The 26,835-nt window shown below is 65.3% G+C and carries 23 protein-coding genes; 6 read left to right on the top strand and 17 right to left on the bottom strand.

What is annotated here, in order from left to right:
* Nucleotides 1–11 precede the first annotated feature (11 nt).
* From cphA to J2X67_RS00460, 4 genes are all read left to right on the top strand, one after another.
* On the top strand, nucleotides 12–2,579 hold the full coding sequence (gene cphA / locus J2X67_RS00475; protein WP_309949536.1) for a cyanophycin synthetase: 2,568 nt from the start codon (nucleotides 12–14) through the stop codon (nucleotides 2,577–2,579).
* Nucleotides 2,580–2,728: 149 nt separating this feature from the next.
* Nucleotides 2,729–3,136: a hypothetical protein gene (locus J2X67_RS00470; protein WP_309949535.1), complete on the top strand. Its 408-nt coding sequence runs from the start codon at nucleotides 2,729–2,731 to the stop codon at nucleotides 3,134–3,136.
* Nucleotides 3,137–3,215: 79 nt separating this feature from the next.
* A complete protein-coding gene (locus J2X67_RS00465) occupies nucleotides 3,216–3,746 on the top strand; it encodes a hypothetical protein (RefSeq protein WP_309949534.1) in 531 nt (176 codons plus the stop codon).
* Nucleotides 3,747–3,912: 166 nt separating this feature from the next.
* Entirely contained in the window at nucleotides 3,913–4,167 is a 255-nt protein-coding gene (locus J2X67_RS00460; RefSeq protein WP_012746204.1) for a hypothetical protein, read from the top strand.
* Between the two features lie 30 nt (nucleotides 4,168–4,197).
* Here the strand turns inward: J2X67_RS00460 and J2X67_RS00455 are convergent, their stop codons facing one another.
* The 10 genes from J2X67_RS00455 to J2X67_RS00410 are packed head-to-tail and all read right to left on the bottom strand — an operon-like array spanning nucleotide 4,198 to nucleotide 16,835.
* Nucleotides 4,198–5,115, bottom strand: a complete 918-nt coding sequence (locus J2X67_RS00455) for a dihydrodipicolinate synthase family protein (RefSeq protein ID WP_309949533.1) — start codon at nucleotides 5,113–5,115, stop codon at nucleotides 4,198–4,200.
* Nucleotides 5,116–5,121: 6 nt separating this feature from the next.
* On the bottom strand, nucleotides 5,122–6,873 hold the full coding sequence (locus tag J2X67_RS00450; protein ID WP_309949532.1) for an IlvD/Edd family dehydratase: 1,752 nt from the start codon (nucleotides 6,871–6,873) through the stop codon (nucleotides 5,122–5,124).
* 50 nt (nucleotides 6,874–6,923) lie between these two features.
* Nucleotides 6,924–7,967: a galactofuranose ABC transporter, permease protein YjfF gene (yjfF, locus tag J2X67_RS00445; RefSeq protein ID WP_309949531.1), complete on the bottom strand. Its 1,044-nt coding sequence runs from the start codon at nucleotides 7,965–7,967 to the stop codon at nucleotides 6,924–6,926.
* The gene (locus J2X67_RS00440) at nucleotides 7,964–8,998 is read right to left on the bottom strand and encodes an ABC transporter permease (RefSeq protein WP_309949529.1); all 1,035 of its coding nucleotides are present in this window, start codon (nucleotides 8,996–8,998) and stop codon (nucleotides 7,964–7,966) included. Before J2X67_RS00440 ends, yjfF begins: the two co-directional genes overlap by 4 nt.
* Nucleotides 8,995–10,518, bottom strand: a complete 1,524-nt coding sequence (locus tag J2X67_RS00435) for a sugar ABC transporter ATP-binding protein (protein ID WP_309949526.1) — start codon at nucleotides 10,516–10,518, stop codon at nucleotides 8,995–8,997. Before J2X67_RS00435 ends, J2X67_RS00440 begins: the two co-directional genes overlap by 4 nt.
* 4 nt (nucleotides 10,519–10,522) lie before the next feature.
* On the bottom strand, nucleotides 10,523–11,737 hold the full coding sequence (gene mmsB / locus J2X67_RS00430; RefSeq protein WP_309949524.1) for a multiple monosaccharide ABC transporter permease: 1,215 nt from the start codon (nucleotides 11,735–11,737) through the stop codon (nucleotides 10,523–10,525).
* The gene (mmsA, locus tag J2X67_RS00425; RefSeq protein ID WP_309949522.1) at nucleotides 11,724–13,280 is read right to left on the bottom strand and encodes a multiple monosaccharide ABC transporter ATP-binding protein; all 1,557 of its coding nucleotides are present in this window, start codon (nucleotides 13,278–13,280) and stop codon (nucleotides 11,724–11,726) included. Before mmsA ends, mmsB begins: the two co-directional genes overlap by 14 nt.
* An 8-nt stretch (nucleotides 13,281–13,288) precedes the next feature.
* Nucleotides 13,289–14,359 (bottom strand): multiple monosaccharide ABC transporter substrate-binding protein, encoded by a 1,071-nt coding sequence (gene chvE / locus J2X67_RS00420; protein ID WP_309949520.1) that lies wholly within the window; start codon nucleotides 14,357–14,359, stop codon nucleotides 13,289–13,291.
* An 11-nt stretch (nucleotides 14,360–14,370) separates the two neighbouring features.
* Complete coding sequence (locus tag J2X67_RS00415; protein ID WP_309949518.1) at nucleotides 14,371–15,336, bottom strand: ABC transporter substrate-binding protein; 966 nt, start codon at nucleotides 15,334–15,336, stop codon at nucleotides 14,371–14,373.
* A gap of 47 nt (nucleotides 15,337–15,383) precedes the next feature.
* A complete protein-coding gene (locus J2X67_RS00410; protein ID WP_309949517.1) occupies nucleotides 15,384–16,835 on the bottom strand; it encodes an aldehyde dehydrogenase family protein in 1,452 nt (483 codons plus the stop codon).
* 136 nt (nucleotides 16,836–16,971) lie between these two features.
* Between J2X67_RS00410 and J2X67_RS00405 the strand changes: the two genes are divergently transcribed.
* The gene (locus J2X67_RS00405) at nucleotides 16,972–17,931 is read left to right on the top strand and encodes a LysR family transcriptional regulator (protein ID WP_309949515.1); all 960 of its coding nucleotides are present in this window, start codon (nucleotides 16,972–16,974) and stop codon (nucleotides 17,929–17,931) included.
* Between the two features lie 4 nt (nucleotides 17,932–17,935).
* Here J2X67_RS00405 and J2X67_RS00400 read toward each other — a convergent pair whose 3' ends face one another.
* Entirely contained in the window at nucleotides 17,936–18,712 is a 777-nt protein-coding gene (locus tag J2X67_RS00400; protein WP_309949513.1) for an SDR family oxidoreductase, read from the bottom strand.
* 136 nt (nucleotides 18,713–18,848) lie between these two features.
* Between J2X67_RS00400 and J2X67_RS00395 the strand changes: the two genes are divergently transcribed.
* Nucleotides 18,849–19,799: an SMP-30/gluconolactonase/LRE family protein gene (locus tag J2X67_RS00395; RefSeq protein ID WP_309949512.1), complete on the top strand. Its 951-nt coding sequence runs from the start codon at nucleotides 18,849–18,851 to the stop codon at nucleotides 19,797–19,799.
* Between the two features lie 4 nt (nucleotides 19,800–19,803).
* Here the strand turns inward: J2X67_RS00395 and J2X67_RS00390 are convergent, their stop codons facing one another.
* The 6 genes from J2X67_RS00390 to J2X67_RS00365 all read right to left on the bottom strand — a co-directional run bounded on the left by J2X67_RS00390 (nucleotide 19,804) and on the right by J2X67_RS00365 (nucleotide 26,754).
* Nucleotides 19,804–20,874 (bottom strand): aldose epimerase family protein, encoded by a 1,071-nt coding sequence (locus tag J2X67_RS00390; RefSeq protein ID WP_309949511.1) that lies wholly within the window; start codon nucleotides 20,872–20,874, stop codon nucleotides 19,804–19,806.
* Nucleotides 20,871–22,517: a Mur ligase gene (locus J2X67_RS00385; RefSeq protein ID WP_309949509.1), complete on the bottom strand. Its 1,647-nt coding sequence runs from the start codon at nucleotides 22,515–22,517 to the stop codon at nucleotides 20,871–20,873. Before J2X67_RS00385 ends, J2X67_RS00390 begins: the two co-directional genes overlap by 4 nt.
* Before the next feature lie 63 nt (nucleotides 22,518–22,580).
* A complete protein-coding gene (locus J2X67_RS00380; protein WP_309949508.1) occupies nucleotides 22,581–23,117 on the bottom strand; it encodes a GNAT family N-acetyltransferase in 537 nt (178 codons plus the stop codon).
* A gap of 13 nt (nucleotides 23,118–23,130) precedes the next feature.
* Nucleotides 23,131–23,718, bottom strand: coding sequence for an XRE family transcriptional regulator (locus J2X67_RS00375; protein ID WP_309949506.1), 588 nt, complete (start codon nucleotides 23,716–23,718; stop codon nucleotides 23,131–23,133).
* 58 nt (nucleotides 23,719–23,776) lie between these two features.
* Nucleotides 23,777–25,441: an alpha/beta fold hydrolase gene (locus J2X67_RS00370; RefSeq protein ID WP_409050451.1), complete on the bottom strand. Its 1,665-nt coding sequence runs from the start codon at nucleotides 25,439–25,441 to the stop codon at nucleotides 23,777–23,779.
* Between the two features lie 53 nt (nucleotides 25,442–25,494).
* Nucleotides 25,495–26,754, bottom strand: a complete 1,260-nt coding sequence (locus J2X67_RS00365) for a putative Na+/H+ antiporter (RefSeq protein WP_309949504.1) — start codon at nucleotides 26,752–26,754, stop codon at nucleotides 25,495–25,497.
* Nucleotides 26,755–26,835: the final 81 nt, after the last annotated feature.

Below are 26,835 nucleotides of genomic sequence, written 5' to 3'. Positions count from 1 at the left end.
CGCGTCGCCCCATGAAAGTCACCCGTATCCGCGCCTTGCGCGGTCCCAATCTCTGGAGCCGCCACACCGCCGTCGAAGCCGTTGTTGCCTGCGAAGGCGACGAAAACGCCATCAGCCGCCTGGCAGGCTTCGAAGCCCGCCTGCGTGCACGCTTTCCCACCATCGGCGAACTGCACCCGATGGTGCTGGGCCAGCCGCTGGCGCTTGCGCATGTGCTCGAGAACGCCGCTGTCGCATTGCAGGCCCAGGCCGGCTGTGCGGTCAACTTCGGCCACACCTCCCCCACGGTCGAAGACGGTGTCTACCAGGTTACCGTGCAATACAGCGAAGAAGCCGTCGGCCGCCGCGCACTCGCATTGGCCGAAGAGCTGATTGCAGCCGCACTGAACGACACGCCCTTCGACGCCAATGCCGCAATTACCGAGCTGCGCGACCTCGACGAATCGGAGCGCCTTGGCCCGAGCACCGGCTCCATCGTCGACGCCGCCGTGGCGCGCGGCATTCCGTACCGCCGCCTCACCAGCGGCAGCCTGGTCCAGTTTGGCTGGGGCTCCAAGCAGCGCCGCATCCAGGCGGCCGAAATCGACAGCACCAGCGGCGTGGCCGAATCGATTGCGCAGGACAAGGAACTCACCAAGCAGTTGCTCAATGCCGCCGGCGTGCCCGTGCCGCTGGGCCGGCCCGTGGCCAATGCCGAAGACGGCTGGGCCGCGGCCATGGAAATCGGCCTGCCCGTGGTCGTCAAGCCGCAGGACGGCAACCAGGGCAAGGGCGTCACCGTCAACATCACGACGCGCGAGCAGCTCACCGCGGCCTATGAATCGGCTGCGGCGTACGGCGAAGTCATGGTCGAAAAATTCTTGCCAGGCTTCGACTTCCGCCTGCTGGTGGTGGGCGACCGCCTGGTGGCCGCCGCCCGGCGCGACCCGCCGAACGTGATCGGCGACGGCAGCTCCACCGTGCGCCAGCTGGTGGACGCGGTCAACCTCGACCCGCGGCGCGGCGAAGGCCACGCCACTTCGCTCACCAAGATCCGTCTCGACGACATTGCCATCGGCCGGCTCGAGGCCCAGGGCCTCACGCCCGACAGCGTGCCGGAGCGCGGCCAGCGCGTGGTGCTGCGCAACAACGCCAACCTTTCCACCGGCGGCACCGCTACCGATGTGACCGACACCGTGCACCCCGAAGTGGCCGCGCGCGCCGTCGATGCGGCGCAGATGGTCGGCCTGCACATCTGCGGCGTCGACATGGTCTGCGAAAACGTGCTGCGTCCGCTCGAAGAGCAGCACGGCGGCGTGGTCGAAGTGAACGCCGCGCCCGGACTGCGCATGCACATCTCGCCTTCGTTCGGCCGCGGCCGCGCGGTCGGCGAAGCCATTGTGGACACGCTCTTCGCCCCCGGCGACGACGGCCGCATTCCGGTGGTGGCCGTTACCGGCACCAACGGCAAGACCACCACGGCGCGCCTCATCAACCACCTGCTCGCATCGAGCGGCCTGCGCACCGGCATGACCAACACCGACGGCGTGTACGTCGACGGCCGCCAGACCGACAGCGGCGACTGCAGCGGCCCCAAGAGCGCGCGCAACGTGCTCATGCACCCCGACGTGGATGCAGCCGTGTTCGAAGTGGCGCGAGGCGGCGTGCTGCGAGAGGGGCTCGGCTTCGACCGCTGCCAGGTGGCCGTGGTCACCAACATCGGCAGCGGCGACCACCTGGGCCTCAACTACATCACCACGGTCGAAGACCTGGCGGTGCTCAAGCGCGTGATCGTCCGCAACGTTGCGCCCGACGGCTACGCCGTGCTCAACGCCGCCGACCCCAACGTGGCCGCCATGGCCGCCGGCTGCCCCGGTCACGTGATCTTCTTTACCGCCGACCGGCAGCATCCGGTCATGGCCACGCACCGCGCGCAAGGCAAGCGCACGGTGTACGTCGACCAGGACACGCTGGTTGCGGCCGAAGGCTCGTGGCGCGAGCGCATTGCGCTGCGCGACGTGCCGATCACGCGCAACGGCACCATCGGCTTCCAGGTCGACAACGTGATGGCTTCGGTGGCCGCGGCATGGGCCGTTGGCCTCGACTGGGACACCATTCGCAGCGGCCTTGCAAGCTTCATGAACGACGCGGCCGGCGTGCCGGGACGCTTCAACGTCATGGACTACCGCGGCGCCACCGTGATTGCCGACTACGGCCACAACACCGACGCCATGCGCGCACTGGTGTCGGCCGTGGACACCATGCCGGCCAACAAGCGCTCGGTGGTGATCAGCGGCGCGGGCGACCGGCGCGATTCCGACATCCGCGACCAGACTGCCATTCTTGGCCAGGCCTTCGACGACGTCATCCTCTATCAGGACGCCGCCCAGCGGGGCCGTGCCGACGGCGAGGTGATGGCGCTGCTGCGCCAAGGGCTGCAGGGCGCGGCACGCACGCGCTACATCGACGAGATCCGCGGGGAGTTCGTTGCCATCGACACCGCGCTCGCGCGCCTGCAGCCGGGCGACCTGTCGCTGATCCTGGTCGACCAGGTCGAAGAAGCGCTCGCACACCTGGCGCAGCGCATCGCAGCGGGCTGATCCCGGCGGGTGCCGGACACGTCCCACACGCATCGGCGAGTCTGGCCGGGGCTGCTGTCTCTGCAGTCCCACACCCCTTAGGGGGCGGCCGGACCAAACTGTTGCTCCGGTCGCGCTTTCGGAGGGCGCGCCTCAACCAGGAGCACCCGATGACAACAACAGTTCGTTCCGCCCTTTCTGCTGCCGCGCTTTTTGCGGCAAGCGGCTTTTTCATATCTGCCCCGGCGCTGGCCCAGGCCCCGGGTTCTGCTGCCCGCGCGCAGCAAGAGCGCGCTGTGTGCGACGGTGTCCAGCAAGACCGCGCCGCATGCCTCCGCGAGGCCGGCGCCGCCCGGCAGGAAGCAAACCGCAACGGACTCACCAACGTGAGCCCCGGCCGCGCCGATGCCAACGCCATGGCGCGGTGCCGCGAACAGCCGGTTGCCGACCGTGCCGATTGCGAAGCCCGCCTGCAGGGCGGCGCACGCACCACCACCGAAGGCAGCGTGATGGGTGGCGGCGTCATCCGCGAAACAGTGACACCGCTGCCGCCGCAACCCGTCACGCCTGCACGCTGACCAGCAACCCACGCGTGGAACCCGGTGGGCGCATGCCTGTCGAACAGTTTTCGTTTCACGTCACTTCGAGGAGCACACCATGAACAGCACCACACGTTCGATGATTGCCGCCCTGATTGCCGTGGGCGGTATTGCCGCGGCCACATCGGCATCGGCGCAGCCGCGCCGCGGCGATTCCACCTACCAGCAAGAAATTGCGGTCTGCGGGCACAACCAACAAGACCGTGCCGCCTGCATTCGCGAAGCCGGCGCCGCGCGCCAGGAAGCCGCTCGCGGCGGCCTGACCAGCGCGCCCGACTACCAGCGCAATGCGCTCGCACGTTGCGGGCTCCAGCCCCCCTCTGATCGCGCGGACTGCGAAGCGCGCGTGCTCGGCGGCAGCGGCGGCGCGCGCGGCGCCGTGGACGGCAGCGTAATGGGCGGCGGGGTGATTCGCGAGTCGGTCACCACGGTCGTCATGCCGGCTCCGGCTGCGATGCCGGCGCCCGCTGTAATGCCGGCCCCGGTGCCTGCGCCTTCGCGCGTTCCGGCACCCGCTATCGCGCCGATGGCACCCATGGCTCCGATGGCGCCGATGCAGCCCATGCCGGCACCACTGCCTGCGCGCTGAAGCACTGCTGGCAGCCCTGTGGCCCCATCGCTTCTTGAATGCGGCGGCGGGGCTGCAGCAGGAGGCTCGCATACCGCGATGTCCCCGCTTGTCACGGGACTGTCATAAATCAGGGCGGCCTGCTAGCTATAGTTCTCGGTCTCTGCCTACCGAGGAAACCTTTCCCATGAATGCCATCAAGGTCGCTCGCCGATTCATAGAAACGGACCCGGCCAACGAATCGGCCAAGATCCTGGCCCAGCTCGTGTTGGCGCTCGAATCCGAACGCAGTTTCGAGCTGGTCACGCTCTACAGCCTTGACTACAAGAGCTTCGAGCTCGCCATGGACATCCTGAAGGAGTGGCGGCTCGACCGCTACTACGCGAGCAAGTCGAAGCTGTTCGACCTGTCGCTGCAAGTGAGTGAACTCGAGAAGAGCTGAGCACCCTTCTCTTTCACGTCTTTTTTATCTTCAACGCGCCCAGCGCAGCACCAGCGGGTCGAGCCGTTTCGCGGTTTCGATCAGCCCTGCGCGCGTGTCAGGGTGCATTGCGGGCAATGGATGCCGCGGCGCCTCGCAGGCAATCACGCCGCCTTCCTTCATGAGCGACTTGCACGCCAGGAGGCCGGCCTGGCGGTTCTCGTAGTTGATGAGCGGCAGCCACTGCTGGTAAAGCGCGAACGCCTTGTCGCGGTCGCCCGCGCGGTGCGCCTCGATGATCGGGCGAATGCCGTCCGGGTAGCCACCGCCGGTCATTGAACCGGTCGCGCCGGCATCCAGGTCGGGCATCAGCGTGATGGCCTCTTCGCCATCCCACGGGCCTTCGATGGCATCGCCGCCAAGGCGGATCAGCTCTCGCAGTTTCGATGCTGCACCTGGCGTTTCGATCTTGAAGTACGCAACGTGCTCGATCTCCCTGGCCATGCGCGCGAGAAACGGCGCGGACAGCACCGTGCCGCTGGCCGGCGCGTCCTGGATCATGATCGGGATGCTCACAGCGTCCGATAAGCCAGCATAGAACTCGAAGATCTGGGGCTCGGGCACGCGGAAGGTGGCGCCGTGATACGGCGGCATCACCATCAGCATGGCCGCGCCCATGTCTTGCGCACGCCGGCTGCGCTCGGCGCAGACCTTGGTGCTGTAGTGCGTGGTCGTCACGATCACCGGCACGCGGCCTTTGACGTGCTCCAGCATCGTGCGCGTGAGCACCTCGCGCTCTTCGTCCGACAGCACGAACTGCTCTGAAAAGTTGGCCAGGATGCACAGGCCGTCCGAGCCCGCATCGATCATGAAATCGACGCATCGCTTCTGGCTCTCGAGGTCGAGTGCGCCCTGTTCTGTAAAGGTGGTTGGCACCACCGGAAAGATGCCGCGGTATCTGGGAGTCATGATGAATCAGTGTGAATGTCGGGGAACGGCGGAGCCTCTGCAGCCCACCAGAAAGTCAAAGTCGCAGCCTTCGTCGGCTTGCAGCACGTGGTTGACATAGAGCTTCTGGTAGCCGCCGCCGCGCGTGCTCATGGGCTGTGCGTCGTTGCTCGAAAGCGAAGCCAGGCGCGATGCCAGTTCTTCATCGCTGATGTCCAGGTGCAGCCGGCCCGCATCGCAGTCGAGCTCGATCCAGTCGCCGTCGCGCACCGCCGCAAGCGGCCCGCCGTCGGCCGCTTCGGGCGCCACGTGCAGCACCACCGTGCCGTAGGCGGTGCCGCTCATGCGCGCATCGGAAATGCGCACCATGTCCTTCACGCCCTGGCGCAGCAGCTTGGGCGGCAGGCCCATGTTGCCGACTTCGGCCATGCCGGGGTAGCCCTTGGGGCCGCAGTTCTTCATCACCATGACCGAGCTGGCGTCGATTTCGAGGTTCTCATCGACGATGCGTTCCTTGTAGTGCTCGAGGTTCTCGAACACCACTGCGCGGCCGCGATGCTTCAGCAGCTCGGGCGACGCTGCGGACGGCTTGAGCACCGCGCCGCGTGGCGACAGGTTGCCGCGCAAGATGCGAATGCCGCCGTCGGCAATCAACGGCTTGTCCAGCGGACGAATCACCTCGTCGTCGAGGCTCGGCGCTTCGCGCACGTTGTCCCAGATGGATTGGCCGTTGACGGTGAGCGCGCCGGGGTGCGGCAGCAGGCCGGCCTCGCCAAGGCGCCGCAGCACCGCGGGCAGGCCGCCTGCGTAGTAGAACTCTTCCATCAGGAAGCGGCCGGAAGGCATCAGGTCGACGATGGTCGGCGTGTTGCTGCCAATGCGCGTCCAGTCTTCCAGCTCAAGGTTGACGCCAATGCGCCCCGCAATGGCCTTCAGGTGGATTACCGCGTTGGTCGATCCGCCGATGGCCGCGTTGACGCGAATCGCATTCTCGAAAGCCTCGCGCGTGAGAATCTTCGACAGCGTGAGCCCTTCTTTCGCCATTACTACCGCGCGCATGCCCGACATCTGCGCAAGCACATAACGCCGCGCATCCACCGCCGGAATGGCCGCGTTGTGCGGCAGCGAAGTGCCCAGCGCTTCGGCCATGCAGGCCATGGTCGAGGCGGTGCCCATGGTGTTGCAGGTGCCCGCCGAGCGCGACATGCCGCCTTCGGCCGAAAGGAATTGGTGCAGGTTGATCTCGCCGGCTTTCAGCGACTCGTGCAGTTGCCACACGGCTGTGCCCGAGCCGATGTTCTTGCCTTCGAGCTTGCCGTTGAGCATGGGCCCGCCGGTGACGACGATGGCGGGAATGTCGCAGCTTGCCGCGCCCATCAGCAGCGCGGGCGTGGTCTTGTCGCAGCCCGTGAGCAGCACCACCGCATCGACCGGGTTGCCGCGAATGGCCTCTTCCACGTCCATGCTCGCAAGATTGCGCGTGAGCATGGCGGTGGGCCGCAGGTTCGATTCGCCGTTGGAGAACACCGGAAACTCGACCGGAAAACCACCCGCCTCCGAGATGCCGCGCTTTACATGCTCGGCAATCTTGCGGAAGTGCGCGTTGCAGGGCGTGAGTTCGGACCACGTGTTGCAGATGCCGATGATCGGGCGGCCGTCGAACTCATGGTCCGGTATGCCCTGGTTCTTCATCCAGCTGCGGTACATGAAGCCGTTCTTGTCGGCCGAGCCGAACCATTCGGTCGAGCGAAGCTTCTTCTTGGGAGTTTGGTCCGGCATGCGGAAGTTTCCTGAAAGCGAGAGAGAAAAAGAGAAAAGAGCCGAAAGCGTCAGCGCCGCGGCGCGCGCGAAGTAAAGAAGCGCTGCAGCAGGCAGAACACGAAGAGCAGTGCCCCGACCACGATGCGCGTCCACCACGAACTCAGCGTGCCGTCGAACGAAATCAGCGTCTGGATGATTCCGAGCATCAGCACGCCGAAGAGCGTGCCCGCCACATAGCCCACACCGCCCGTGAGCAGCGTGCCGCCGATGACCACCGCTGCGATCGCGTCGAGCTCCAGCCCCAACGCATGCAGGCCGTAGCCCGAGAGCATGTAGAAGGTGAAGATCACGCCCGCCAATGCCGAGCAAAAGCCGGACAGCGTGTACACGCCAACGAGTGTGGAGCGCACAGGCAGGCCCATCAGCATGGCCGACTGCTCGCTGCCGCCAATGGCGTACACCGCGCGGCCGAAGGGCGTGCAATGCGCAATGAAGACCGCCGCCAGCAGCACCGCGATGGCAATCACCGCGCTGATCGAAAGCGAAGCCTCGCCCCAGATCGGAATGCGGATTTGCGAAACCTGCGAATAGAACTCGTTGGTGATGCTGATCGAATCGATGCTGATCAGGTAGCAAAGGCCGCGTGCCAGGAACATGCCCGCCAGCGTCACGATGAAGGGCTGCAGCCTGAAGCGCTCGATGAGCAACCCCATGAACGCGCCGAACGCCGTGCCCATTGCCAGCACCAGCGGAATGACCACGGCGGGACTCCAGCCGTGCTTCTCGACCAGCGAGGCCGACACCATGGTGGTGAGCGCAATGACCGAACCCACAGAAAGGTCGATTCCGCCCGAGAGAATCACGAAGGTCATGCCCACGGCCACGACGATCAGGAAGGCGTTGTCGATCAGCAGGTTGAGAAACACCTGCGCCGAGAAGAAGCCGTCGTAGAACACCGAGCCCAGCGTGGCCATCAGCATGAACAGCGAGATGGTCGCGGCCAACGGAAAGTACTTCGGGTTGAGCCCCGTCTTGCCCCCTCTCCCGCCTCTTCTCCCGGTGGCGGCAGAGGCTTGGGGCGAGGGTGCAGCCGCTTCGATCACCGCGCTCATGCCCGTCCCCCTTCATGCACCGGCCGCTGCACCAGCGTTCGCACCTGGGCCCTGAACTCGGGCGACTGCAGCAGCATTACCGCAAACACGACCACGGCCTTCACGACAAGGTTGATCTCCGGCGGCACGCCGAGCGAGTAGATGGCATAGGTCAGCGTCTGGATGATCAGCGCACCGATCACGCTGCCCATGAGGCTGAAGCGCCCGCCGGTAAGCGCGGTGCCGCCCAGCGTCACGGCCAGGATGGCGTCGAGCTCCAGCAGCTGGCCCGCGTTGTTGCCATCGGCGCTCTTGACGTTGGAGCTGATCAACAGGCCCGCCACGCCCGCGCACAGTCCGCAGAACGCATACGCTCCAACAATGAGGCGCCGCGCCTGCACGCCGGCTACGCGCGCCGCCGTCGGGTTGATGCCCACCGCCTGGATGAACAGGCCAAGTGCCGTGCGCGTAATGGCCAGGTACAGCAGCACGAACACCGCCCCCACGATGAACAGCGAGAACGGCAGGCCCAGCAGGTAGCCGCTGCCCAGGAAGAAGAAGGGCTTGTAGTAGATGGTGATGATCTGCCCGTCGGCGATGAGCTGCGCAATGCCGCGCCCCGCCACCATGAGAATCAGCGTCGCGATGATCGGCTGCATGCCCACCTTGGCGACCAGCAGGCCGTTCCACAGGCCGCACAGCAAGGCAACGCCAAGGGCAGCCAGGATGGCCAGCCACATCGGAAAGCGGCTCACGTCGCTTGCCACAGAGCCGCCGATCATCCAGGCCGCCACGGCTGCTGCAATGGCCACTACCGCGCCTACGGAAATATCGATGCCGCGCGTGGCAATGACGAGCGTCATGCCCAGCGACACCAGCACCAGCGGCGCCGCGCGGTTCACGATGTCGATCAGGCTGCCGTACAGATGGCCCTCGCGCCATTCAAGATGCAGGAAGCTGGCGTTGAACGCCGTGTTCACTGCCAGCAGAAGCAGCAGCGTGACGATGGGCCATACGAGACGATGGCTCCTGAGGGATGCAAGGCGTGTCATGCTGTCGCTGCAATCATTTCGTAAACCTCGTCCTCGGTCGAACCGCCAGGCAGTTCGCCCACCTTCTTGCGATCGCGCAGCACCACGATGCGATGCGCCACGCGCACCACCTCGCTGATCTCCGACGAGATAAAGATCACCGCCATGCCCGCGCGCGCAAGCCGAAGAATCTCTTCCATGATTTCCTGCTTGGCCGCCACATCGATGCCGCGTGTGGGCTCGTCGAGAATCAGCAAGCGCGGCTCCGTTGCGAGCCAGCGCGCGATCATGGCCTTCTGCTGGTTGCCGCCGGAAAGCAGGCCAATGGGTGTTTCCACGCTCGCGGTCTTGATGCCCAGCGACGCGACAAAACGCTCCGCCATTGCGGTCTGTTCAACATGGGGCAGATAGCGACGCGTGCCCAGCCGCGCCTGCAGCGCCAGCGCAATGTTCTCGCGCACCGAAAGTTCGGCCACGATGCCGTCGGTCTTGCGCTCTTCGGGGCACAGCGCCAGCCCTTCGCGCACGGCGTCCGCAGGGTTTGAAAAACTCACCGAACGGCCGTCGATCTTCAGTACGCCGCGGTCGGGCGTTTCAAGCCCGAACAAAAGGCGCGCAAGCTCGGTGCGGCCGGCACCCAGCAGCCCTGCAATGCCGACAACCTCACCCGCACGCACGCGCAAGTCGGTTGCCTGCAGCTGCCCGGCCTGCCCAAGGCCTTCAGCCTGCAGCAGGGCCGGCGCCGCTTCGTCGAAAGCCGGCAGCGCGGCGGGCCGCGCCGACTGGGCTGCGAGTTCGCGCCCCAGCATGGCGGCAATCAGCGCTTGCGGCCCCAGGTCGGCAGCGCGCCACTCGCCTACCCAGCTGCCGTTGCGCAGCACCGTGATGCGGTCCGACACCGCGTACATCTGGTTGAGAAAGTGCGTCACGAAGACGATGGCCAGCCCTTCGCCGCGCAAGCGCCGCAGCACCTCGAACAGCTTTTCCACCTCGTCGTCGTCCAGGCTCGAAGTGGGCTCATCGAGAATCAGCACCTTCGACGACACGCCGAGCGCACGGGCAATGGCCACCAGTTGCTGCACCGCCACCGAGTAGCTCGAAAGCAGCCGCGTCACGTCGATGTCGAGCCCGATGCGCGCCAGCAATTCGGCGGCACGCCGGTTGACCGCCGCCCAATCGATGCGAAAACCCTGCGCGGCGCCGCAGCGCGGATAGCGCCCTGCAAACACGTTTTCGGCCACAGAGAGGTTCGGGCACAGGTTCACTTCCTGGTAGACCGTGCTGATGCCCAGCTTCTGCGCTTCGAGCGGCGACGCGGGGTGAATGGCCTGGCCGTCCAGGCGTATCTCCCCGGCGCTTGACGGCAGCACGCCCGTCAGCACCTTGATGAGTGTCGACTTGCCCGCGCCGTTCTGTCCCATCAGCGCATGTATCTCGCCCGGGTAGAGCCTGAGCTGCACGTCGCGCAGCACCGGAATGTCGCCGAACTGCTTGTGGATGCCACGCAGTTCGAGCACGGGTGAAATGCTGCTGCCCGTCATGCGCTTACTTGTTCTTGTTGTAGACGTCGATGAACACCGCGGCCAGCAGCACCAGGCCCTTGATCACCTGCTGGTAATCGATGCCGATGCCCAGGATCGACATTCCGTTGTTCATCACGCCCATGATGAAAGCGCCGATTACCGCGCCCATGACACGGCCCACGCCGCCCGAGGCCGAGGCCCCGCCGATGAAGCAGGCCGCAATCACGTCGAGTTCGAAGCCGAGGCCGGCCTTGGGCGTGGCCGTGTTGAGCCGCGCCGCGAACACCAGGCCCGCGAGCGCGGCCAGCGCGCCCATGTTCACGAAGGTGAGAAATGCCAGCCGCTGCGTCTTCACGCCGGAAAGCCGCGCGGCTTTTTCGTTGCCGCCCAGGGCATAGATGCGCCGGCCGATGGTGGTGCGATTGGTGACGAAGTCGTAAATCACAATCAGCACCGCCATCACGATCAGCACATTGGGCAGGCCCTTGTAGGTGGAAAGCAGGTAGCTGAAGAACAGGATGATCGCAGCGAAGAACAGGTTCTTCACCAGGAAGAACACATAGGGCTCGGTCTCCATGCCGTGCGCCGCGAGCTTGGCGCGCCCGCGCAGCTTGAAGAACACCAGCGCCGCAGCCGCCAGGGCACCCACCACCAGCGAGGTGGTGCGCAATGTGTCACCGCCCAGCGGATCGGGAATGAAGCCCGAGCTCAGCCGCTGGAACTCCACCGGAAACGGCCCCACCGACTGCCCCGCGAGCAGCGCCAGCGTAAGCCCCTTGAACACCAGCATGCCCGCGAGCGTGACGATGAACGACGGAATCTTTCGGAACGCGACAAACCAGCCCTGCGCCGCGCCGATGACCGCGCCCGCCGCAATGCTGATGAGGGCCGTGGGCACAAAGTGCCATTCGTATTCGACCATCAGCACCGCCGCCAGCGCGCCGATGAAGCCGCAGACCGAACCCACCGAAAGGTCGATGTGCCCCGCCACGATCACCAGCAGCATGCCGAGCGCCATGATGACGACGTAGCTGTTCTGCAGCAGCAGGTTGGTCAGGTTGAGCGGCCGTAGCAGCGTGCCGTCGGTCAGCACCTGGAACAGCACCATGATCGCGACCAGCGAGATCAGCATGCCGTATTCGCGCAGGTTGTTCTTCAGGAAGCCGGCATGCAGCTTCGGGGCAGCCTCGGCAACGGGGACGGCGGCGTTTACCGCGTTGGCTTCAGGCTGGGACATGAACGGAACTCCCTGCGCTCACGATGGCGTGCATGATGCGCTCCTGCGAAGCCTCGGCCGCCGTAAATTCGGCCACGAAGCGGCCCTCGTTCATCACATAGATGCGGTCGCACATACCTAGCAGTTCCGGCAGTTCGGAAGAAATCATGAGAATGCCTTTGCCCTCGCTCGCGAGCTGGTCGATGATGGTGTAGATCTCATATTTGGCGCCCACGTCGATGCCGCGCGTGGGCTCGTCGAGAATCAGGAGTTCGGGTTTGGTAAAGAGCCACTTGCTGAGCACCACCTTCTGCTGGTTGCCGCCCGACAGGTTGACCACCAGCTGCTCCACGCCCGATGACCGGATGTTGAGCGCCTTGCGGTAATCGCTTGCCACCTTGAATTCGCGTGCATCGTCGATCACCATCGAACTCGACACCGCCTCCAGGTTGGCCAGGCTCACGTTCTTCTGGATGTTTTCTTCCAGCACCAGGCCCAGGCCTTTGCGGTCTTCGGTGACATAGGCAACGCCCTGGTCGATGGCCTTGCGCACCGTGCCTACATCCACAGGCTTGCCGTGCATCAGCACCGTGCCGCTGATGCGCTGGCCGTAGGACTTGCCGAACACGCTCATCGCAAGTTCGGTGCGCCCCGCGCCCATCAGGCCCGCAATGCCGACGATCTCGCCTTGACGCACATGCAGGTTCACGCCCTTGATCTGCTCGCGGTCGGCATGCAGTGCGTGGTGCACGCGCCAGTCGCGCACTTCGAACACGGTGTCGCCGATCTTCGGATGGCGCTGCGGGTAGCGGTGCGCCATGTCGCGGCCGACCATGCCGCGAATGATGCGGTCTTCGCTGATCGGCTGGTTGCGGCAATCCATCGTTTCCACCGTGGCGCCGTCGCGCAGCACGGTAATCGAGTCGGCCACCTTGGCAATCTCGTTGAGCTTGTGCGAGATGAGGATCGATGCAATGCCCTGGCGCTTGAGCTCGAGCAGAAGCATCAGCAATGCGTCGCTGTCGTTCTCGTTCAGGCTGGCCGTGGGCTCGTCCAGAATCAGCAGCTTGACCTCTTTGGCCAGGGCCTTGGCAATTTCAACCAGCTGCTGCTTGCCCACGCCAAGGTCGGTTACCAGCGTGGTGGGGGGCTCTTTCAAGCCCACCTTGGCGAGCAGCTCGCGGGTTTTTGCATAGGCGGCAAACCAGTCGATCACGCCGCCGTGCGCAATTTCGTTGCCGAGAAAAATGTTCTCGGCAATGGACAGCAGCGGCACCAGCGCCAACTCCTGGTGGATGATGATGATGCCGAGCTTCTCGCTGTCGGCAATGCCCTTGAAGCGGCGGAGCTCCCCCTCGAAGTGGATCTCCCCGGTGTACGAATCGCACGGGTAGACGCCGCTCAGCACCTTCATGAGCGTCGACTTGCCCGCGCCGTTCTCGCCGACCACGGCATGGATCTCGCCCGCGCGCACGGCCAGGTTGACATTGCTCAGCGCCTTCACGCCGGGAAACGTCTTGGTAATGCCGCGCATCTCGAGGATGCTGCGCGAGTCTGCTTCCATGCCGCTTCTCACTTGACCTGGCTTTCCTTGTAGTAGCCGCTGTCGACCAGCACCTGCTTCCAGTTGCTGCCGTCCACGCTCACGGGCTTGAGCAGGTACGAGGGCACCACCTTCACGCCGTTGTTGTAGGTCTTGGTGTCGTTCACTTCAGGCGTCTTGCCGGAAAGCATTGCATCCACCATGGCCACCGTTACCTTGGCAAGCTCGCGCGTGTCCTTGAACACGGTCGAGGTCTGCTCCTTGCGCAGGATCGACTTGACCGACGGAATCTCCGCGTCCTGGCCCGAGACCACAGGCATCGGCTGCGAAGCCGAGCCGTAGCCCACGCCCTTGAGCGACGAAAGAATGCCGATCGACAAGCCGTCGTACGGGGACAGCACCGCATCGACGCGGTCCTTGGTGTAGAAGGCCGACAGCAGGTTGTCCATGCGCGCCTGCGCCACTGCGCCGTCCCAGCGCAGCGTGCCGACCTTTTCCATGCCCATCTGCTTGCTGCGAACCACCAGCTTGCCGCTCTTGATGTACGGATCGAGCACCGACATGGCGCCGTTGTAGAAGAAGAAGGCGTTGTTGTCGTCCGGCGAGCCGCCGAAGAGCTCGATGTTGAACGGGCCCTTGCCGCTCTTCAATCCCAGCGCCGTTTCGATCGACTGCGCCTGCAGCACGCCCACCTGGAAGTTGTCGAACGTGGCGTAGTAGTCGACGTTCTTCGAACCCTTGATGAGCCGGTCGTATGCAATGACCTTCACGCCCTTGTCGGCTGCCTTCTGCAGCACGTCCGAAAGCGTAGTGCCGTCGATGGCCGCAATCACCAGCACCTTCGAGCCCTTGGTGACCATGTTCTCGATTTGCGCGAGCTGGTTCGGAATGTCGTCATCGGCGTATTGCAGGTCGGTCTTGTAGCCCTTCTCCTTGAAGTACTTGACCATGTTGGCGCCGTCGGCAATCCAGCGTGCCGACGACTTGGTGGGCATGGAGATGGCGATCGGACCCTTGTCCTGCGCATGCGCGAGCGGCGCGATGCCGGCCATGGCCAATGCGATGCCTGCGAGAGAGGCCTTGAGGAAGTTGCGTTTCATGGGTGTGGCTCTCAGTACTTGCGATTGGGAAACTCTTTGGCGGCGACTTCCATCGGGAAGATCGTCTCTTCGGTCACGATGCGCTTGGGCAACTGCTTGCCGGCCTTGATGTCTTTCACGGCGCTCATCAGCTGCGGGCCGAGCAGCGGGCTGCATTCGACCGACACGTTGAGCTTGCCGGCGATCATGGCTTCGAAGGCGCCCTTGACGGCGTCGATCGAGATGATCGTGATGTCCTTGGCAGGCTTCAGGCCCGCTTCCTCGATGGCCTGGATGGCGCCGATGGCCATGTCGTCGTTGTGCGCGTACAGCACGTTGATCTTCTTGCCCTCGGCCTTGAGGAAGGCTTCCATCACTTCCTTGCCCTTGGCACGGGTGAAGTCGCCGGTTTGCGAGCGCACGATCTTGAACTTGGGATCGGCCTTGATGATTTCCTCGAAACCCTTCTTGCGGTCGATGGCCGGAGCCGAGCCCACGGTGCCCTGCAGCTCGACGATGTTCACTTCGCCCTTCTGGTCCTTCATCTTCTCGACCAGCCAGCGGCCGGCCTTGCGGCCTTCCTCGACGAAGTCGGAGCCCATGAAGGTGACGTAGAGCGAGTCGTCCTTGGTGTTGACCGAGCGGTCGGTCAGCACCACCGGAATCTTTGCGGCCTTGGCTTCGCGCAGCACGGTTTCCCAGCCCGACTCGACCACCGGGGAGAAGGCGATCACGTCGACCTTCTGCGCAATGAACGAGCGAATGGCCTTGATCTGGTTTTCCTGCTTTTGCTGCGCGTCGGAAAACTTCAGCTCGATGCCTGCCTCCTTGGCGGAAGACTTGATCGACTCGGTGTTGGCGGTGCGCCATTCGCTTTCGGCGCCGACCTGGCTGAAGCCCAGCACGATTTTTTTCTGCGCCAGCGCAGTGGCGGGCAGGAGGCCGCCGAGCGAAGCTGCGGCGAGCGCGATGTTGAGGGTGCGGCGATTGAGTGTCATGGCTGTCTCCTTCTTTCTAAGTGCTTGTTGAAAACCGTCCGTGGTGGTCAGGCCAGCATGAAGCCGGTCTTGACCGTCGTGTAGAACTCCGCGGCATGGCGCCCTTGTTCGCGCGGCCCGTAGCCCGACCCCTTGCGGCCGCCGAAGGGCACGTGGAAGTCCACCCCCGCGGTCGGCAGATTGACCATCGTCATGCCGACCTCGGCATGCCGCCTGAAATGCATCGCGTGCTTGAGCGAGTTGGTGCAAATGCCCGCGCTCAGGCCCGACGGCGTGTCGTTGCACAGCGCCAGCGCCTCTTCGTAGTCGGCAGCGCGCAGCACGCACGCCAGCGGGCCGAAGATTTCTTCGCGCGCAATGCGGTGCCCGGGCCTGGCAAGAAACAGTGCCGGGCTCATGTAGTGGCCCTCGGTGGCGCGCTTGAGCCGCTCTCCGCCCCACACGTGTTCGGCGCCCTCTTCGCGGGCAACCTCGACCCAGGCCAAAGTGCGCGCAAGCCGCTCTTCATCGATCAGGGGGCCGATGTCCACGCCGCGCTCCAGCGCGTGGCCGATCTTCAGCGCCTTGAGCCGCTGGCGCAGCCGCGCAACAAAAGCGTCGTGCACCGCGGCTTCGACAATGAGCCGGCTCGACGCCGTGCAGCGTTGTCCGTTCGAAAAGTAGGCGCCCTGCACCGCGCAATCGACCGCGTGATCGATGTCGGCATCGGCCAGCACCACGAGCGCGTTCTTGCCGCCCATCTCCAGCTGCACCTTGGCGCGCCGTGCGGCGGCCGTCTGCAGAATGCGTTCGCCGTTGCGCGCCGAGCCGGTAAAGCTCACCGCATCGACCAGCGGGCTGTCGACCAGCGCCTGCCCCGCCTCGCGGCCGCTACCCATTACCAGGTTGAAAACGCCCGCCGGCAATGCGGCACGGCTGATGATTTCGGCCAGCGTCCAGCCGCAGGCCGGCACCAGCTCGGCCGGCTTGAACACCACGCTGTTGCCATGCGCAAGCGCAGGCGCAATCTTGGTGGCGGGCACTGCGAGCGGGGAGTTCCACGGCGTGATGAGCCCCGCCACGCCCACCGGCTCACGCGTAACGTCGACCTGCACGCCGGCTCGCAGCGAAGCCATGTTTTCGCCGCCGCCCCGCATCGCCTCGCCGGCAAAAAACTTGAAGGTCTGACCGGCGCGCGTGGCCTCGGCCACCGCTTCAGGCAGGGTCTTGCCGACTTCGCGTGCCAGCAGCAGGCCGAGCTCGTCCCGGCGCGCCAGCAGCTCCGTGCCGATGCGGTCGAGCACGTCGGCCCTGCGTTGGGGCGTGCTGTGGCTCCAGTGCGGAAAGGCGTCGGCGGCGGCGCGGACGGCAACTTCTACCTGGCGGCGGTCGGCACGTGCGTACTCGGCCACCACTTCGCTGGTGTCCGAAGGATTGGCGCTCACACCCGTGGTTGCGCTGGTTTCCCAGCGGCCATTGATGTATTGCCGCACGCTCTGATGGAGCTCGCCGTGGATCACCCTGCGCCTTGTCTCTCGTTTTGAAGTGCCGCGAGTCTAGGAACAGAATTGATATCAATCCAATCATTTTTTCGACAAAATGCATATCAATCGCTGGATTCTGGAAAACCCGGGCAGCCCAAAGTTTCAATAACAAATGACCAACTACAACCACTGGTTCATCCGCGCCCGCCTCAAGACGCGGCAGCTGCTTTTGCTGGTCGCCCTGGCGGAGGAAGGCAACATCCACCGCGCGGCGCAGGTGCTCAACATGACGCAGCCCGCAGCGTCCAAGCTGCTGAAAGACCTGGAAGACGTGCTGGAGGTGCCGCTGTTCGACCGCCTGCCCCGCGGCATGCGCCCCACCTGGTATGGCGAAACCATGATCCGCCACGCCCGCGTTGCGCTGGCCAGCCTGAACCAGGCGCACGACGAGCTCACCGCGCTCAAGGCGGGCCGCTTCGGCCAGGTGGGCGTGGGCGCCATTACCGCGCCGGGCCTTACGCTGATGCCGCCCGCGGTGGCCATGGTGAAGCGCGAACAGCCCGACCTGCGCGTGTCGCTCGAGATCGAGACCAGCGCGGTGCTGATCGACCGGCTCGAGCAAGGCAAGCTCGACATCCTCGTGGCGCGGCTCTTCGCCGAGCACGACAAGTCGCAGCTGCGCTACGAAGCGCTGGCCGAAGAGCCGGTGTGCGCGCTTGTGCGCCCCGGCCACCCGCTGCTGGGCGTGAGCAGCCTTACCCTGCGCGACGTGGTGGGCGCCGGCTGGATCGTGCCGCCCGCGGGTAGCGTGCTGCGGCACCGCTTCGAGCTGATGTTCCAGGAAGAAGGGCTTTCGCCGCCGGGCAACGTCATCGAGAGTTCGGCGCTGCTCTTCATCACGCGCATGCTGCAGCAAAGCGACATGGTGGCCGTGCTCGCCAGCGACGTGGCGCGCTACTACGCCGCGCACGGCATCGTGTCGCTGCTGCCGCTGGACATGCCCTGCCACATGGACGCCTTCGGCATCATCACGCGCACCGACCGGCTGCTCTCGCCGGCGGCAAAGGTGATGATGAAGGCGCTGAAGACCGCAAGCTTCAGCGTCTACGGACGCAAGCTCGAGATGGACTGACCGATCAGGTCCAGCCCGCGTCCACCGTGAACTCTTGCGCGGTGCACATCTTCGCGTCGTCGGACGCGAGAAACAGCACCATGCGTGCGATGTCTTCGGGCATGAGCTTGTCGGGCAGGCACTGGTTGCGCTTGAGCGATTGCTCGCCCTCGTCGTCGAGCCACAGCTTCACCTGGCGGTCGGTCATTACCCAGCCGGGCGACACGGTGTTGATGCGGATGCGGTCGCGGCCCAGGTCCACCGCCAGTCCGCGCGTGAGCCCGTTGACCGAAGACTTCGCAATGGCGTAGCACGGATAGCCCGAGCCCTTGGTCTGCCAGCCCGTGGAACCCAGGTTGACCACCGAGCCGAAACCCAGCCGCCGCATGCCCGGCACCACCGACTGGATGGCGAACAGCGCCGGCCGCTCGTTGATGGCCATGCGGTTGTCGTAGTAGTCGGGCGTGACCGACTCGAGCGTGTGGCGATCGTCGCTTGCCACGTTGTTGACCAGCACGGCAAAGTCGCCCAGTTCGGCGGCCGCATCGGCAATGGCCTTTTGCATTGCGCCGATGTCGCGCACGTCGCAGGCGCGCCACCATGGCGCCGCATGGCCGTCATCGGCAATGCGCTGCGCCAGGGCTGCGCTGGCGTCTTCGGCAATGTCGATGAACGCCACGCGGGCCCCCTGCGCGGCAAACCCGGCAACAATGGCCGCGCCAATGCCGCTGCCACCGCCGGTGACGAACACGGTGCGCCCCTCCAGGCTGGGGTAGATCGAGAGCTTCGGGGAATCCTTCAAGGTATGTGTCTCCAGGGTCGGGTAGTGGCATTGCAAAATCGATATCAATCAATGCCTTAAACTTTGATTTCTATTATCAATATGCCTTGATACGATCCGCCGCGTCAAGGACCGAGACAACGAAGGCACAAAAACAATGACTCAGAACGGCAGCACATCCACGCCCGCGCCAATCGGCGCGCCAACGATCCTCGGCCAGCCCGAATGCCTGTGGCCGGCGGAAGCCACGCTCGGCGAGGGCACGCTGTGGTCGCCACGCGAACAGGCGCTCTACTGGATCGACATCCTCAAGTGCCGCCTGTACAGGTACGACCCGCAAAGCGGCGCGCGCCAGAGCTGGGCCTTCGACGAAGAGATCACCGCGCTGGCGGAGCGCGCGGGCGCGCCGGGGCTGATCGTCACCATGCGCCGCGGCTTCGCGCTCTTCGACCCTGCAGCCGATGCGCAGCCGCGCTACCTGCACCAGCCCGAACCCGACCGGCCGGGCAACCGCTTCAACGACGGCAAGTGCGACAGCAAGGGCCGCTTCTGGGGCGGCACCATGGACTTCGACTGCGTGGCGCCGACTGGTGCGCTCTATCGCTTCGATGCCGACGGCCGCTGCACGCGCCACGACGACGGCTTTGCAGTTACCAACGGCCCCACGTGGTCGCTCGACGGGCGCACCATGTATTTCAACGCCACCGTCGAAGGCTGCGTGTATGCGTACGACTTCGACAGCGAAGCCGGCACCGTGAGCAACAAGCGTGTATGGCTGCGCTTTGCCGACGGCGACGGCCTGCCCGACGGCATGACGACCGATGCGGCCGGCCGGCTGTGGATTGCGCGCTGGGGCGGCCACTGCGTGAGCTGCCATGACCCGGTGAGCGGCGCCGAGCTATGCCGAATCGAGCTGCCCGCAAGCAACGTTACCGACTGCGCCTTCGGCGGTGAAGACATGTGCACGCTTTACATCACGACCGCGCGCAGCGGATTGACGACTGGGCAGATCGAAGCTGAGCCGTTGGCGGGTGCGCTGTTCTCGGTTCGTGTCGGGAGCCCGGGGCTGCCTGCCGCCGAGTTCGGCGCGGCTGCGGCCAAGGCCTAGTTATTCAAACAACGCCAAAGCGGTGCAGCGTGCTGCTGCTGAACGCTTCCCCCGGCCGCAGCACCGTCGAAGGAAAGCCCGGCTGGTTCGGCGAATCGGGGTAGTGCTGCGTCTCCAGGCACAGCCCCGCTCCCCGGCGAATGCTCTCCCCGCTGCGCCCGCGAATGCTGCCGTCGAGAAAGTTGCCTGAATAGAACTGCACCGCCGGCTCGGTGGTCAGCACCTCCATCACGCGGCCTGAGGGCTCGTGCTCCAGGCGCGCCGCCAGAGCCATGCCAGATGGCTCGCGGTCGAGCACCCAGTTATGGTCATAACCACCGGCCACGCGCAACTGCTCATGCGGCTCGCCCATGCGCGCGCCGATTTGCGTGGGTACGCGAAAGTCGAAAGGGGTTCCCTCGACGGGCGCGAGGCCAAGCGGAATCAGCCCCGCGTCCACAGGGCAGAAGCGGCTCGCCGGAATCGTCAACCTGTGGTCTTGCACCGCGCCGCCGCCTGCCAGGTTGAAGTAGTCGTGATGGCTCAGGTTCAACACCGTGGCCCGGTCGGTCACGGCACGGTAGTCGATGCGCCATGTGTTTTCGGTGGTGCCCAGCACGTAGCGCACGGCCACTTGCACTTCGCCCGGAAAACCCTCTTCGCCATCCGCACTGGTGTAGCGCAGCTCGATGGCCATCTCGTCGGCAGCGGAATCGGGAGCAACCACCTCTTCGATGTGCCAGAAGCGCGTACCAAAGCCCTTGTGCCCGCCATGCAGCGAGTTGGCGCCGTCGTTCACTGCAAGCTGGTGCGCAACGCCGTCGAGCGTGAAGCGCCCGCGCGCGATGCGATTGGCGTAGCGCCCGACGATGGTGCCGAAGTGCGGATGCGGCTTCAGGTAGTCCTCGAGCGTGGGCAGGCCGAGCACCACGTTGCCGCTTTGCCCATCGCGGTCGGGCACATGCAGCGCCGTGACGATGCCGCCAAGATTGATGGCACTCAGGCTGAGGCCCCGGCCGTTGTCCAGGGTGTATTCGGTCACGGCGCGGCCGTCGGGCATGCGTCCGAACTCGCGCGAGGTGATGCTGCTTTTCATCGGCGATATTTCCAGTAGGCGACAAGGCCCGAAAGATAGTGCTCCACGTCGTCGATGCGAACGCGGAAGCTGTGATGCTTGATAAAGAACGAACCCGCCACTCGGTCGGGATTCCGGAAAAACATTGCGAGCTCGGGCCAGAAATAACCATTGGCCAGGTAGCGCGCGCGGTGCTCCAGCGCACGGTCGAACTTGTCGCGGTCGAACCCTTCGAGCAGCGGGCGCAGCGCGGGGTCTGCATCGAGCCGCACCACCATTTCCCGTGCGGCCATCATCAGTTCGAGCAAGGTCGGAAAAGTGGTGATGCGCTGCAGGACAAAGTCCAGGTAGTCGGCCACGTTGCGCAGGCCGAACTGGTAGTAGCGCGTTTCGGGCCTGTAGCGCGTGAGTTCGTTGACGCAATAGCTCAGCCAGTGGTCATGGGCGCGCCAGTGCTCCGCCGCAATGAAATGCTCAAAGGCTTTTTCGACCACGGCAAGCCACCGCTCGTCGCGCGTGAGGCCATAGAGACGCATCAGGCCGAAGGCCGCTTCGCCGTCGTAGTAGATGACGCGGAATGCATCCTTCACGTCGAGCGCCGGATGGTTGAGCACATGCACGAAGCGCCCGCTCACCGGGTCTTGCATGGCCCGGATGCCGAGCGCAAGTTGCTCCATGAGCGGCTGGTACTGCGCATCGCCGGTGAGCTCGGTGTACTTGACCAGCGCCAGCAGGCAGACCGCGTTGCCCCCAAGCTTGATTTCATTTCCCACGTCGAGCAGGTAGGCCGCGCGCGTGCCGTCGGGCAGGTCGACCTGGCGGATGAGCCGGTCTTTCAGGAAGGCGAGCGAGCGGTCGATGGCTGCCTTCTGGCTGTCGCTGCGGGTCAGCTCCCAGGCCTCGAGCAGCGCATAGGTAGAGCTGGCATGGCGCAGCGTGTTGTAGGTGGGAATCGGCCGGTCGAAACACGGAAACCAACCGTAGTAGAACTCGCCCGAAGGCTTGACCTGCGCGGCGAGATAGTCGCTCGCCGTGTCTACCATCTGGCGCACCTGGGCCGCGCCCCACTCAGGCAGCATTCGATAGCCCGCCGCCTGCCCCTTGGCCGTAAGCGGCCATGCGCCCTCGCCGTCCACATAGGCGCCGCGGGTTGTGAAGCACCACACCGGCGCGTCATCATGAGCGGGAAAGTCGATGTCGGTTCCGAAGCGCCTCTGGCCGTGCAGGCGCAGGTTGCCCGCGTTGGGTTCCGCATGCTCCACGGTGCCGTTGTAGAAGATGGCGCTGCCGTTGATCTCCGGCGCGAGCAGCGCCACTTCGAACTTCACGTCGAACGACACGCCCCGGTTGAAGTAGTTGCGCTTGGTGCGCGACAGGCGCTCTTTCAATGCGCCCCATGTCATGGGCTCGACCTCGTCGACGATTTCCACGCGAATGCGGTGGGGCTGCAAGCCGATGCGCTGTGTGAGCGCAAGTGCCGCATCGCTCGCTTTCTGCCACGCCTCTTCGGCCGTGCCGCCGCGCCCCACCGTGACGCGCGCACGGCTCGCGCCGTCGCCCAGTGCGACGAACATCACGCAGCCGGCCTCGGGTGTGGCAGCGCTGCCCGGCAGCGCCCCCTCAGGCGCCGCCAGGACCTGCCTGGCGCGATTGAACAGATCCATGAGGCTCATTTCGTGGTTCATGCAGGCGCGAATGATGACAGGCCTCGCGCCCCGCCGGCCACGCTAGCCCAGCACCCGGTAGAAATACGTGGTGTCGCACGGCTCGCCGCCCGGCAGCAGTGCAAAGCCCGGAATCACGCCGACGCGCGTCCAGCCCTGGCGGGCATAGAGCCGCTCGGCCTCGGCGCTGGATGTATCGAGCACGAGCAAGGTCTTTCCGTGGTCGCGGGCAAGCTGCTCGACAGCCTGCATCAGCAGCGCCCCCACGCCCTGGCGCCTCGCCCGACGGTGCACGAGCATCTTGGAAACCTCGGCGCGATGCGGCTGGTTCTCGGGCTGGTCGAGCACGAGCTGCACGGTTCCGACAATGCCTTGCGCGTCTTCGGCCACCAGCAGTGCGCGTTCGCCGCGTGCCACGCCCTCTCCCACCCGCTGCCAGAAGCCGAGTGCGCGATCGCGCGTGAGCGGCAGCATGAAGCTGACGGATGCGCCGCCTTCCACGCAATCGACGAGCACATCGGCCAGTTGCCAGATGTGTGCGTCGTTGACGCTGGAAAGAGCGCGAATGGCTGGCGCAAGTGTTGCCGTATCTGTTGTCATCTCATCTCCACGATCATCTTGAGGCAAAGGGCGAGGTCGCGATCACGACGGCGTAGCGTGCAATCTTGCGGGTCGGGTTGTAGTAGCTCATGGGGCGGTCGAGCACCAGCGCCAGGCAGTCGCCCGCATCGAGACGGTGGCGTTCGTCTCCCAGCGTGGCTTCGATGGTGCCTTCGAGCACCCACACCTGCTGGTGCACCTGCGGGTCGCGCGCCCCGCTTTCGTAGGCCACACGGGCCTTGGGTGGAAACAGCACTTCGACAATCTGGATCGGCGAAGCAGTGCCCGCGGGCGACACGTTGCGGCGCACGTAACCTGAATGCGGATCGCGCCATTGGGGTTGGTCGGCCAGGCGGGACACGGGCCCCGCCTCCGGCCGGGGTGCGTCGAACAACGAGGCCAGCGGAACGCCAAGGCCGGTGGCAAGTTTTTCGAGCAGCACCGCGGTCGGGCTGCTTTCGCCGCGTTCGATGAGCGAGATCATCGAGCGGCTCACGCCGCAGTGCGCGGCCAATGCGTCCAGAGAAAGGCCCCGATGGGCACGCAGGTCTCGCACGCGCTGTGCGATGCGCTCGTTGAGGCTTGATGATTGCTCTTCCATGATGTCGGAATAATATCCAACATGATGGAAACAATGTCAAGACGAAGCTTGAATCGTGTCAGCGGTCCTTCGGCTCGGGTTCCTTCGGCTTAGAAGACGGCTCCCACGAGTCAGGCGTGGTCGCCACAAGATCCTTGAGGTTGCCCCAAGGCTTGGCACCCGGCACCGTAGTGCCGCCGGCTATCGCCACCCTGGCAAACGCGACCATCCGCTCGCGCAAATACTGCCGATCGCTCTCCGGCCAGGTCTCGATCGAATGGGGCCCACGGGCCACCACGATTTCGCGCGCGCCGCGAATGCGGTCGTAGGCCGCAACGGTGCCTTCCAGCGTTTCCGCACGGTCCCACAGGCCCTTGCCGAAAAACGCCGCCGGCCACTTGTGCATGCCCGCGAGCGACGCCGAGTTGGGATAGAACTGGATGTGATGGTCCGCCACCATTCCGCCGAGAAACAGGTTGCGGTCGGCCAGGTCGGGCGACGACGGCAGATAACCCGCGCCGCTCGCAAAAGAGGCCAGCAGAATCGCGCCCCTGATATTGGCCAGCCCCTTGGGCGGGGCGCATTCAGGCACTGGCATGTCGTAGCTGCATGCACCCGAAAAGTTCTTTGCCATGGCCCATGCCGTCGACATCGAGCCTCGCGAGTAGCCACCCAGCAGAATGGGTATGCGGGTCGACTTCATGCCGCCCAGCAGCTTGCCCGCTGCCTCGTCGCCCGCAAGCACGCGCCCGTCTGGCGCAAGAAGCCGCATGCCTTCGCCGGTGTCGAACTGCGCCAGCACGCGAAACACGTCTTCGCCCTGCTCCAGCGTGTGGGTGTCGCTGAACCCGCCCGAAATACCCTCGCCCCGCCGGTCATAGGCCAGCACATCGAAGCCCGCCTGGTTGAGCGCGTCGAGGTTCTCGCGCCACCAGCGCTGCCCCATCGTCTCGGTGGTGGCATTCGGAAACCTGATGTCCACCGCCCTGCCCGTGGCCGGGTCGATGCGGTAGGGCTTCTCTTCGGGGTGCTGGATGGCAGTGAGCTGCCCGCCGCCGCCCGGCGCCATGACCACCAGCGCGCGCGTGGTGCCGCCCTTGCCGTCATCGACACCACGGCCTTCGATGTACCAGCCGCGCAGCTTGACCGGGTCGGTCATCTTCAGCTCGATGCGCTCGAAGGTGTCGCGCGGCACGGTGAACTCCACGATGTAGGTGCTGGCATCGGCCCGCGCAATGGCCTCGGCATAAGGAGCCTTCGCAAAGAAGGCCGGACGGCGGATCTGCCGCAGGTCCACCGGGCCGTCAGGATCGATTTTTCCGGACGGATCGACCACGCCCGTCGAGCGCGTCGAGCGTGCCTTGTTCGGCGGAAGCCAGCGCTGCATCTGCGCATCGATGCGTGCGAAGCAGGCGGCATCGGCCTTGCAGTTGCGCCAGCGCTCCTTCAGCCGCGCATCGGTGAACTCGTCGACGTAGTAGTCGCCCCTGTATCCGGCGGGAGGGCGATGGGCCGTAACGCCGAGCGGCACGCAAGCGATATGGCCGCCGGGTTGCGGCAGCAGGTAGCCGGGCAGCTCCTGGTTGCGGTCGACGCCTACCCACGCGCGGCAATCGGTGGGCGGCGGCTCCGCCCTTGCCTGCGTTGAACCGGCACTGCCTGTGTGACTGCAGCCGGCCGATGCAAAGGCCAGGGCCATGATTGCCGCACCTGCGGCAAGGCCCGTGCGAGAGCGCATGAACATGTTCCTGTGTCCTTTCGTCTCCTTCATTGCCGCCCACGGCGGAGGCCTGACTTCTACAGCAGCATGAATGCCGCGGCAGCCACGACTGTGGGCCCCAGCGCCCCCAGCAGCAGCCCGCCCGCGCCGATGGTCTCGTCCGAGAAACCGCGCTTCAGCAAAGCCACGCCTGCGGGATTGGGCGCATTGGCAATCACCGTCAAGCCGCCGCCGGCTACAGCGCCGGCAACCAGCATGTATTTGGATTCGTCCGAGATGTTCGTGATCAGCGAACCGAGGTAGGTGAGCGCGGCGTTGTCGGTAATGGCGGTGAGGCCGAGCGCGCCAAAGAACAGGGCGAGCGGCTCCAGGCTGGAAACCACCGGCTCCAGCCACCACTGCTGCATGCCGCCCAGCACCACCAGCCCGGCCAGGAAGAAGCCGACGAGCAGCGCCTCCTTGATGATCAACGGGCTCTGGTGGCGTTCGTACGCTTGCGTGAACCCCAGGAACATCAGGAACAGCCCGAGAAACGCGACCGGGTGATGAGCGAAAAGCACAATGCCGGCAAGCAACACCAGGTGAACCAGGGCCACGGCGGGCGGCACGGGCGCTTCGGATAGCGCAGCATTGGCAGAAGACGCGCTGGGCAGATGCCTGCGCAGCACGAAGGTTGCAACCGTCGCATTGATGAATACGGCAACTGCGGCCTTCCAGCCAAAGGTGGCAAGCATGAACGCGCTGTCCCACTGCCACGTCGAAGCCACCATCAGCACCGGCGGCGCGGCATATGAGGTGAGCGTGCCGCCGATCGATATGTTGACGAACAGCACGCCGGCCGCGAGGTACTTCACCGCCTCGGGCACCTGCGGCCTGAAGATCTGCGGCGCGAGCATCAACGCTGCAATGGTCATGGCCGCCGGCTCGGTGATGAGCGACCCCAGCAGCGGCACGGCCGCCAGCCCGAGCCACGCCGCGGCAAGGGGCGTGGGCACCGGCAGCACGCGCGCGACGAGGCTCACGCACGCCATGACCGTGCGCAGCACCGGCCGCGAAGCAGCCACCACCATCACCACGAAGACGAACAGAGGCTCGGTGTAGTTGCGCGATTCCGCATAGCCGAGCGCCGGGCCGCCGCCGAGCACGAGTGCCATGGCAAGGACCAGCACGATGGCCCAGAAGCCGAACACGACTTCGACCTCGCCCAGCAAGTGGAACAGGCCGGCGTGGCGCGGAAAGCGGTGCGACAGCCGCTCGAACTGCTTGGCGGCAAAGGTGTGGATGAGCGCGACAGCGAAGAGGCCTGCGGCGATGTACTGGATGGTGGGTTCTTGCATGGGATTGGCGTGACCGGTCCGCGTGGCGGCCCGACCAGCGCATGAACCTGCGACGCCACGAAACGGCCCCGCACCCGATGC

This window comes from Variovorax sp. 3319, from assembly GCF_031456585.1.
In the GTDB taxonomy this organism is placed as follows: domain Bacteria; phylum Pseudomonadota; class Gammaproteobacteria; order Burkholderiales; family Burkholderiaceae_C; genus Variovorax; species Variovorax paradoxus_P.
This window is presented reverse-complemented; position numbering and strand designations above follow the sequence as displayed.

Bases quoted from the DNA above. Each gene is read 5' to 3' on its own strand.
- J2X67_RS00365 (WP_309949504.1), bottom strand. From the start codon at position 26,754: ATGCAAGAACCCACCATCCAGTACATCGCCGCAGGCCTCTTCGCTGTC.
- J2X67_RS00415 (WP_309949518.1), bottom strand. From the start codon at position 15,336: ATGACACTCAATCGCCGCACCCTCAACATCGCGCTCGCCGCAGCTTCG.
- J2X67_RS00440 (WP_309949529.1), bottom strand. From the start codon at position 8,998: ATGACACGCCTTGCATCCCTCAGGAGCCATCGTCTCGTATGGCCCATC.
- mmsA (WP_309949522.1), bottom strand. From the start codon at position 13,280: ATGGAAGCAGACTCGCGCAGCATCCTCGAGATGCGCGGCATTACCAAG.
- J2X67_RS00380 (WP_309949508.1), bottom strand. From the start codon at position 23,117: ATGACAACAGATACGGCAACACTTGCGCCAGCCATTCGCGCTCTTTCC.
- cphA (WP_309949536.1), top strand. From the start codon at position 12: ATGAAAGTCACCCGTATCCGCGCCTTGCGCGGTCCCAATCTCTGGAGC.
- J2X67_RS00375 (WP_309949506.1), bottom strand. From the start codon at position 23,718: ATGGAAGAGCAATCATCAAGCCTCAACGAGCGCATCGCACAGCGCGTG.
- J2X67_RS00450 (WP_309949532.1), bottom strand. From the start codon at position 6,873: ATGCCGGACCAAACTCCCAAGAAGAAGCTTCGCTCGACCGAATGGTTC.
- J2X67_RS00455 (WP_309949533.1), bottom strand. From the start codon at position 5,115: ATGACTCCCAGATACCGCGGCATCTTTCCGGTGGTGCCAACCACCTTT.
- J2X67_RS00390 (WP_309949511.1), bottom strand. From the start codon at position 20,874: ATGAAAAGCAGCATCACCTCGCGCGAGTTCGGACGCATGCCCGACGGC.
- J2X67_RS00370 (WP_409050451.1), bottom strand. From the start codon at position 25,441: ATGTTCATGCGCTCTCGCACGGGCCTTGCCGCAGGTGCGGCAATCATG.
- J2X67_RS00470 (WP_309949535.1), top strand. From the start codon at position 2,729: ATGACAACAACAGTTCGTTCCGCCCTTTCTGCTGCCGCGCTTTTTGCG.
- J2X67_RS00435 (WP_309949526.1), bottom strand. From the start codon at position 10,518: ATGACGGGCAGCAGCATTTCACCCGTGCTCGAACTGCGTGGCATCCAC.
- yjfF (WP_309949531.1), bottom strand. From the start codon at position 7,967: ATGAGCGCGGTGATCGAAGCGGCTGCACCCTCGCCCCAAGCCTCTGCC.
- J2X67_RS00465 (WP_309949534.1), top strand. From the start codon at position 3,216: ATGAACAGCACCACACGTTCGATGATTGCCGCCCTGATTGCCGTGGGC.
- chvE (WP_309949520.1), bottom strand. From the start codon at position 14,359: ATGAAACGCAACTTCCTCAAGGCCTCTCTCGCAGGCATCGCATTGGCC.
- J2X67_RS00395 (WP_309949512.1), top strand. From the start codon at position 18,849: ATGACTCAGAACGGCAGCACATCCACGCCCGCGCCAATCGGCGCGCCA.
- J2X67_RS00405 (WP_309949515.1), top strand. From the start codon at position 16,972: ATGACCAACTACAACCACTGGTTCATCCGCGCCCGCCTCAAGACGCGG.
- J2X67_RS00460 (WP_012746204.1), top strand. From the start codon at position 3,913: ATGAATGCCATCAAGGTCGCTCGCCGATTCATAGAAACGGACCCGGCC.
- J2X67_RS00385 (WP_309949509.1), bottom strand. From the start codon at position 22,517: ATGGATCTGTTCAATCGCGCCAGGCAGGTCCTGGCGGCGCCTGAGGGG.
- mmsB (WP_309949524.1), bottom strand. From the start codon at position 11,737: ATGTCCCAGCCTGAAGCCAACGCGGTAAACGCCGCCGTCCCCGTTGCC.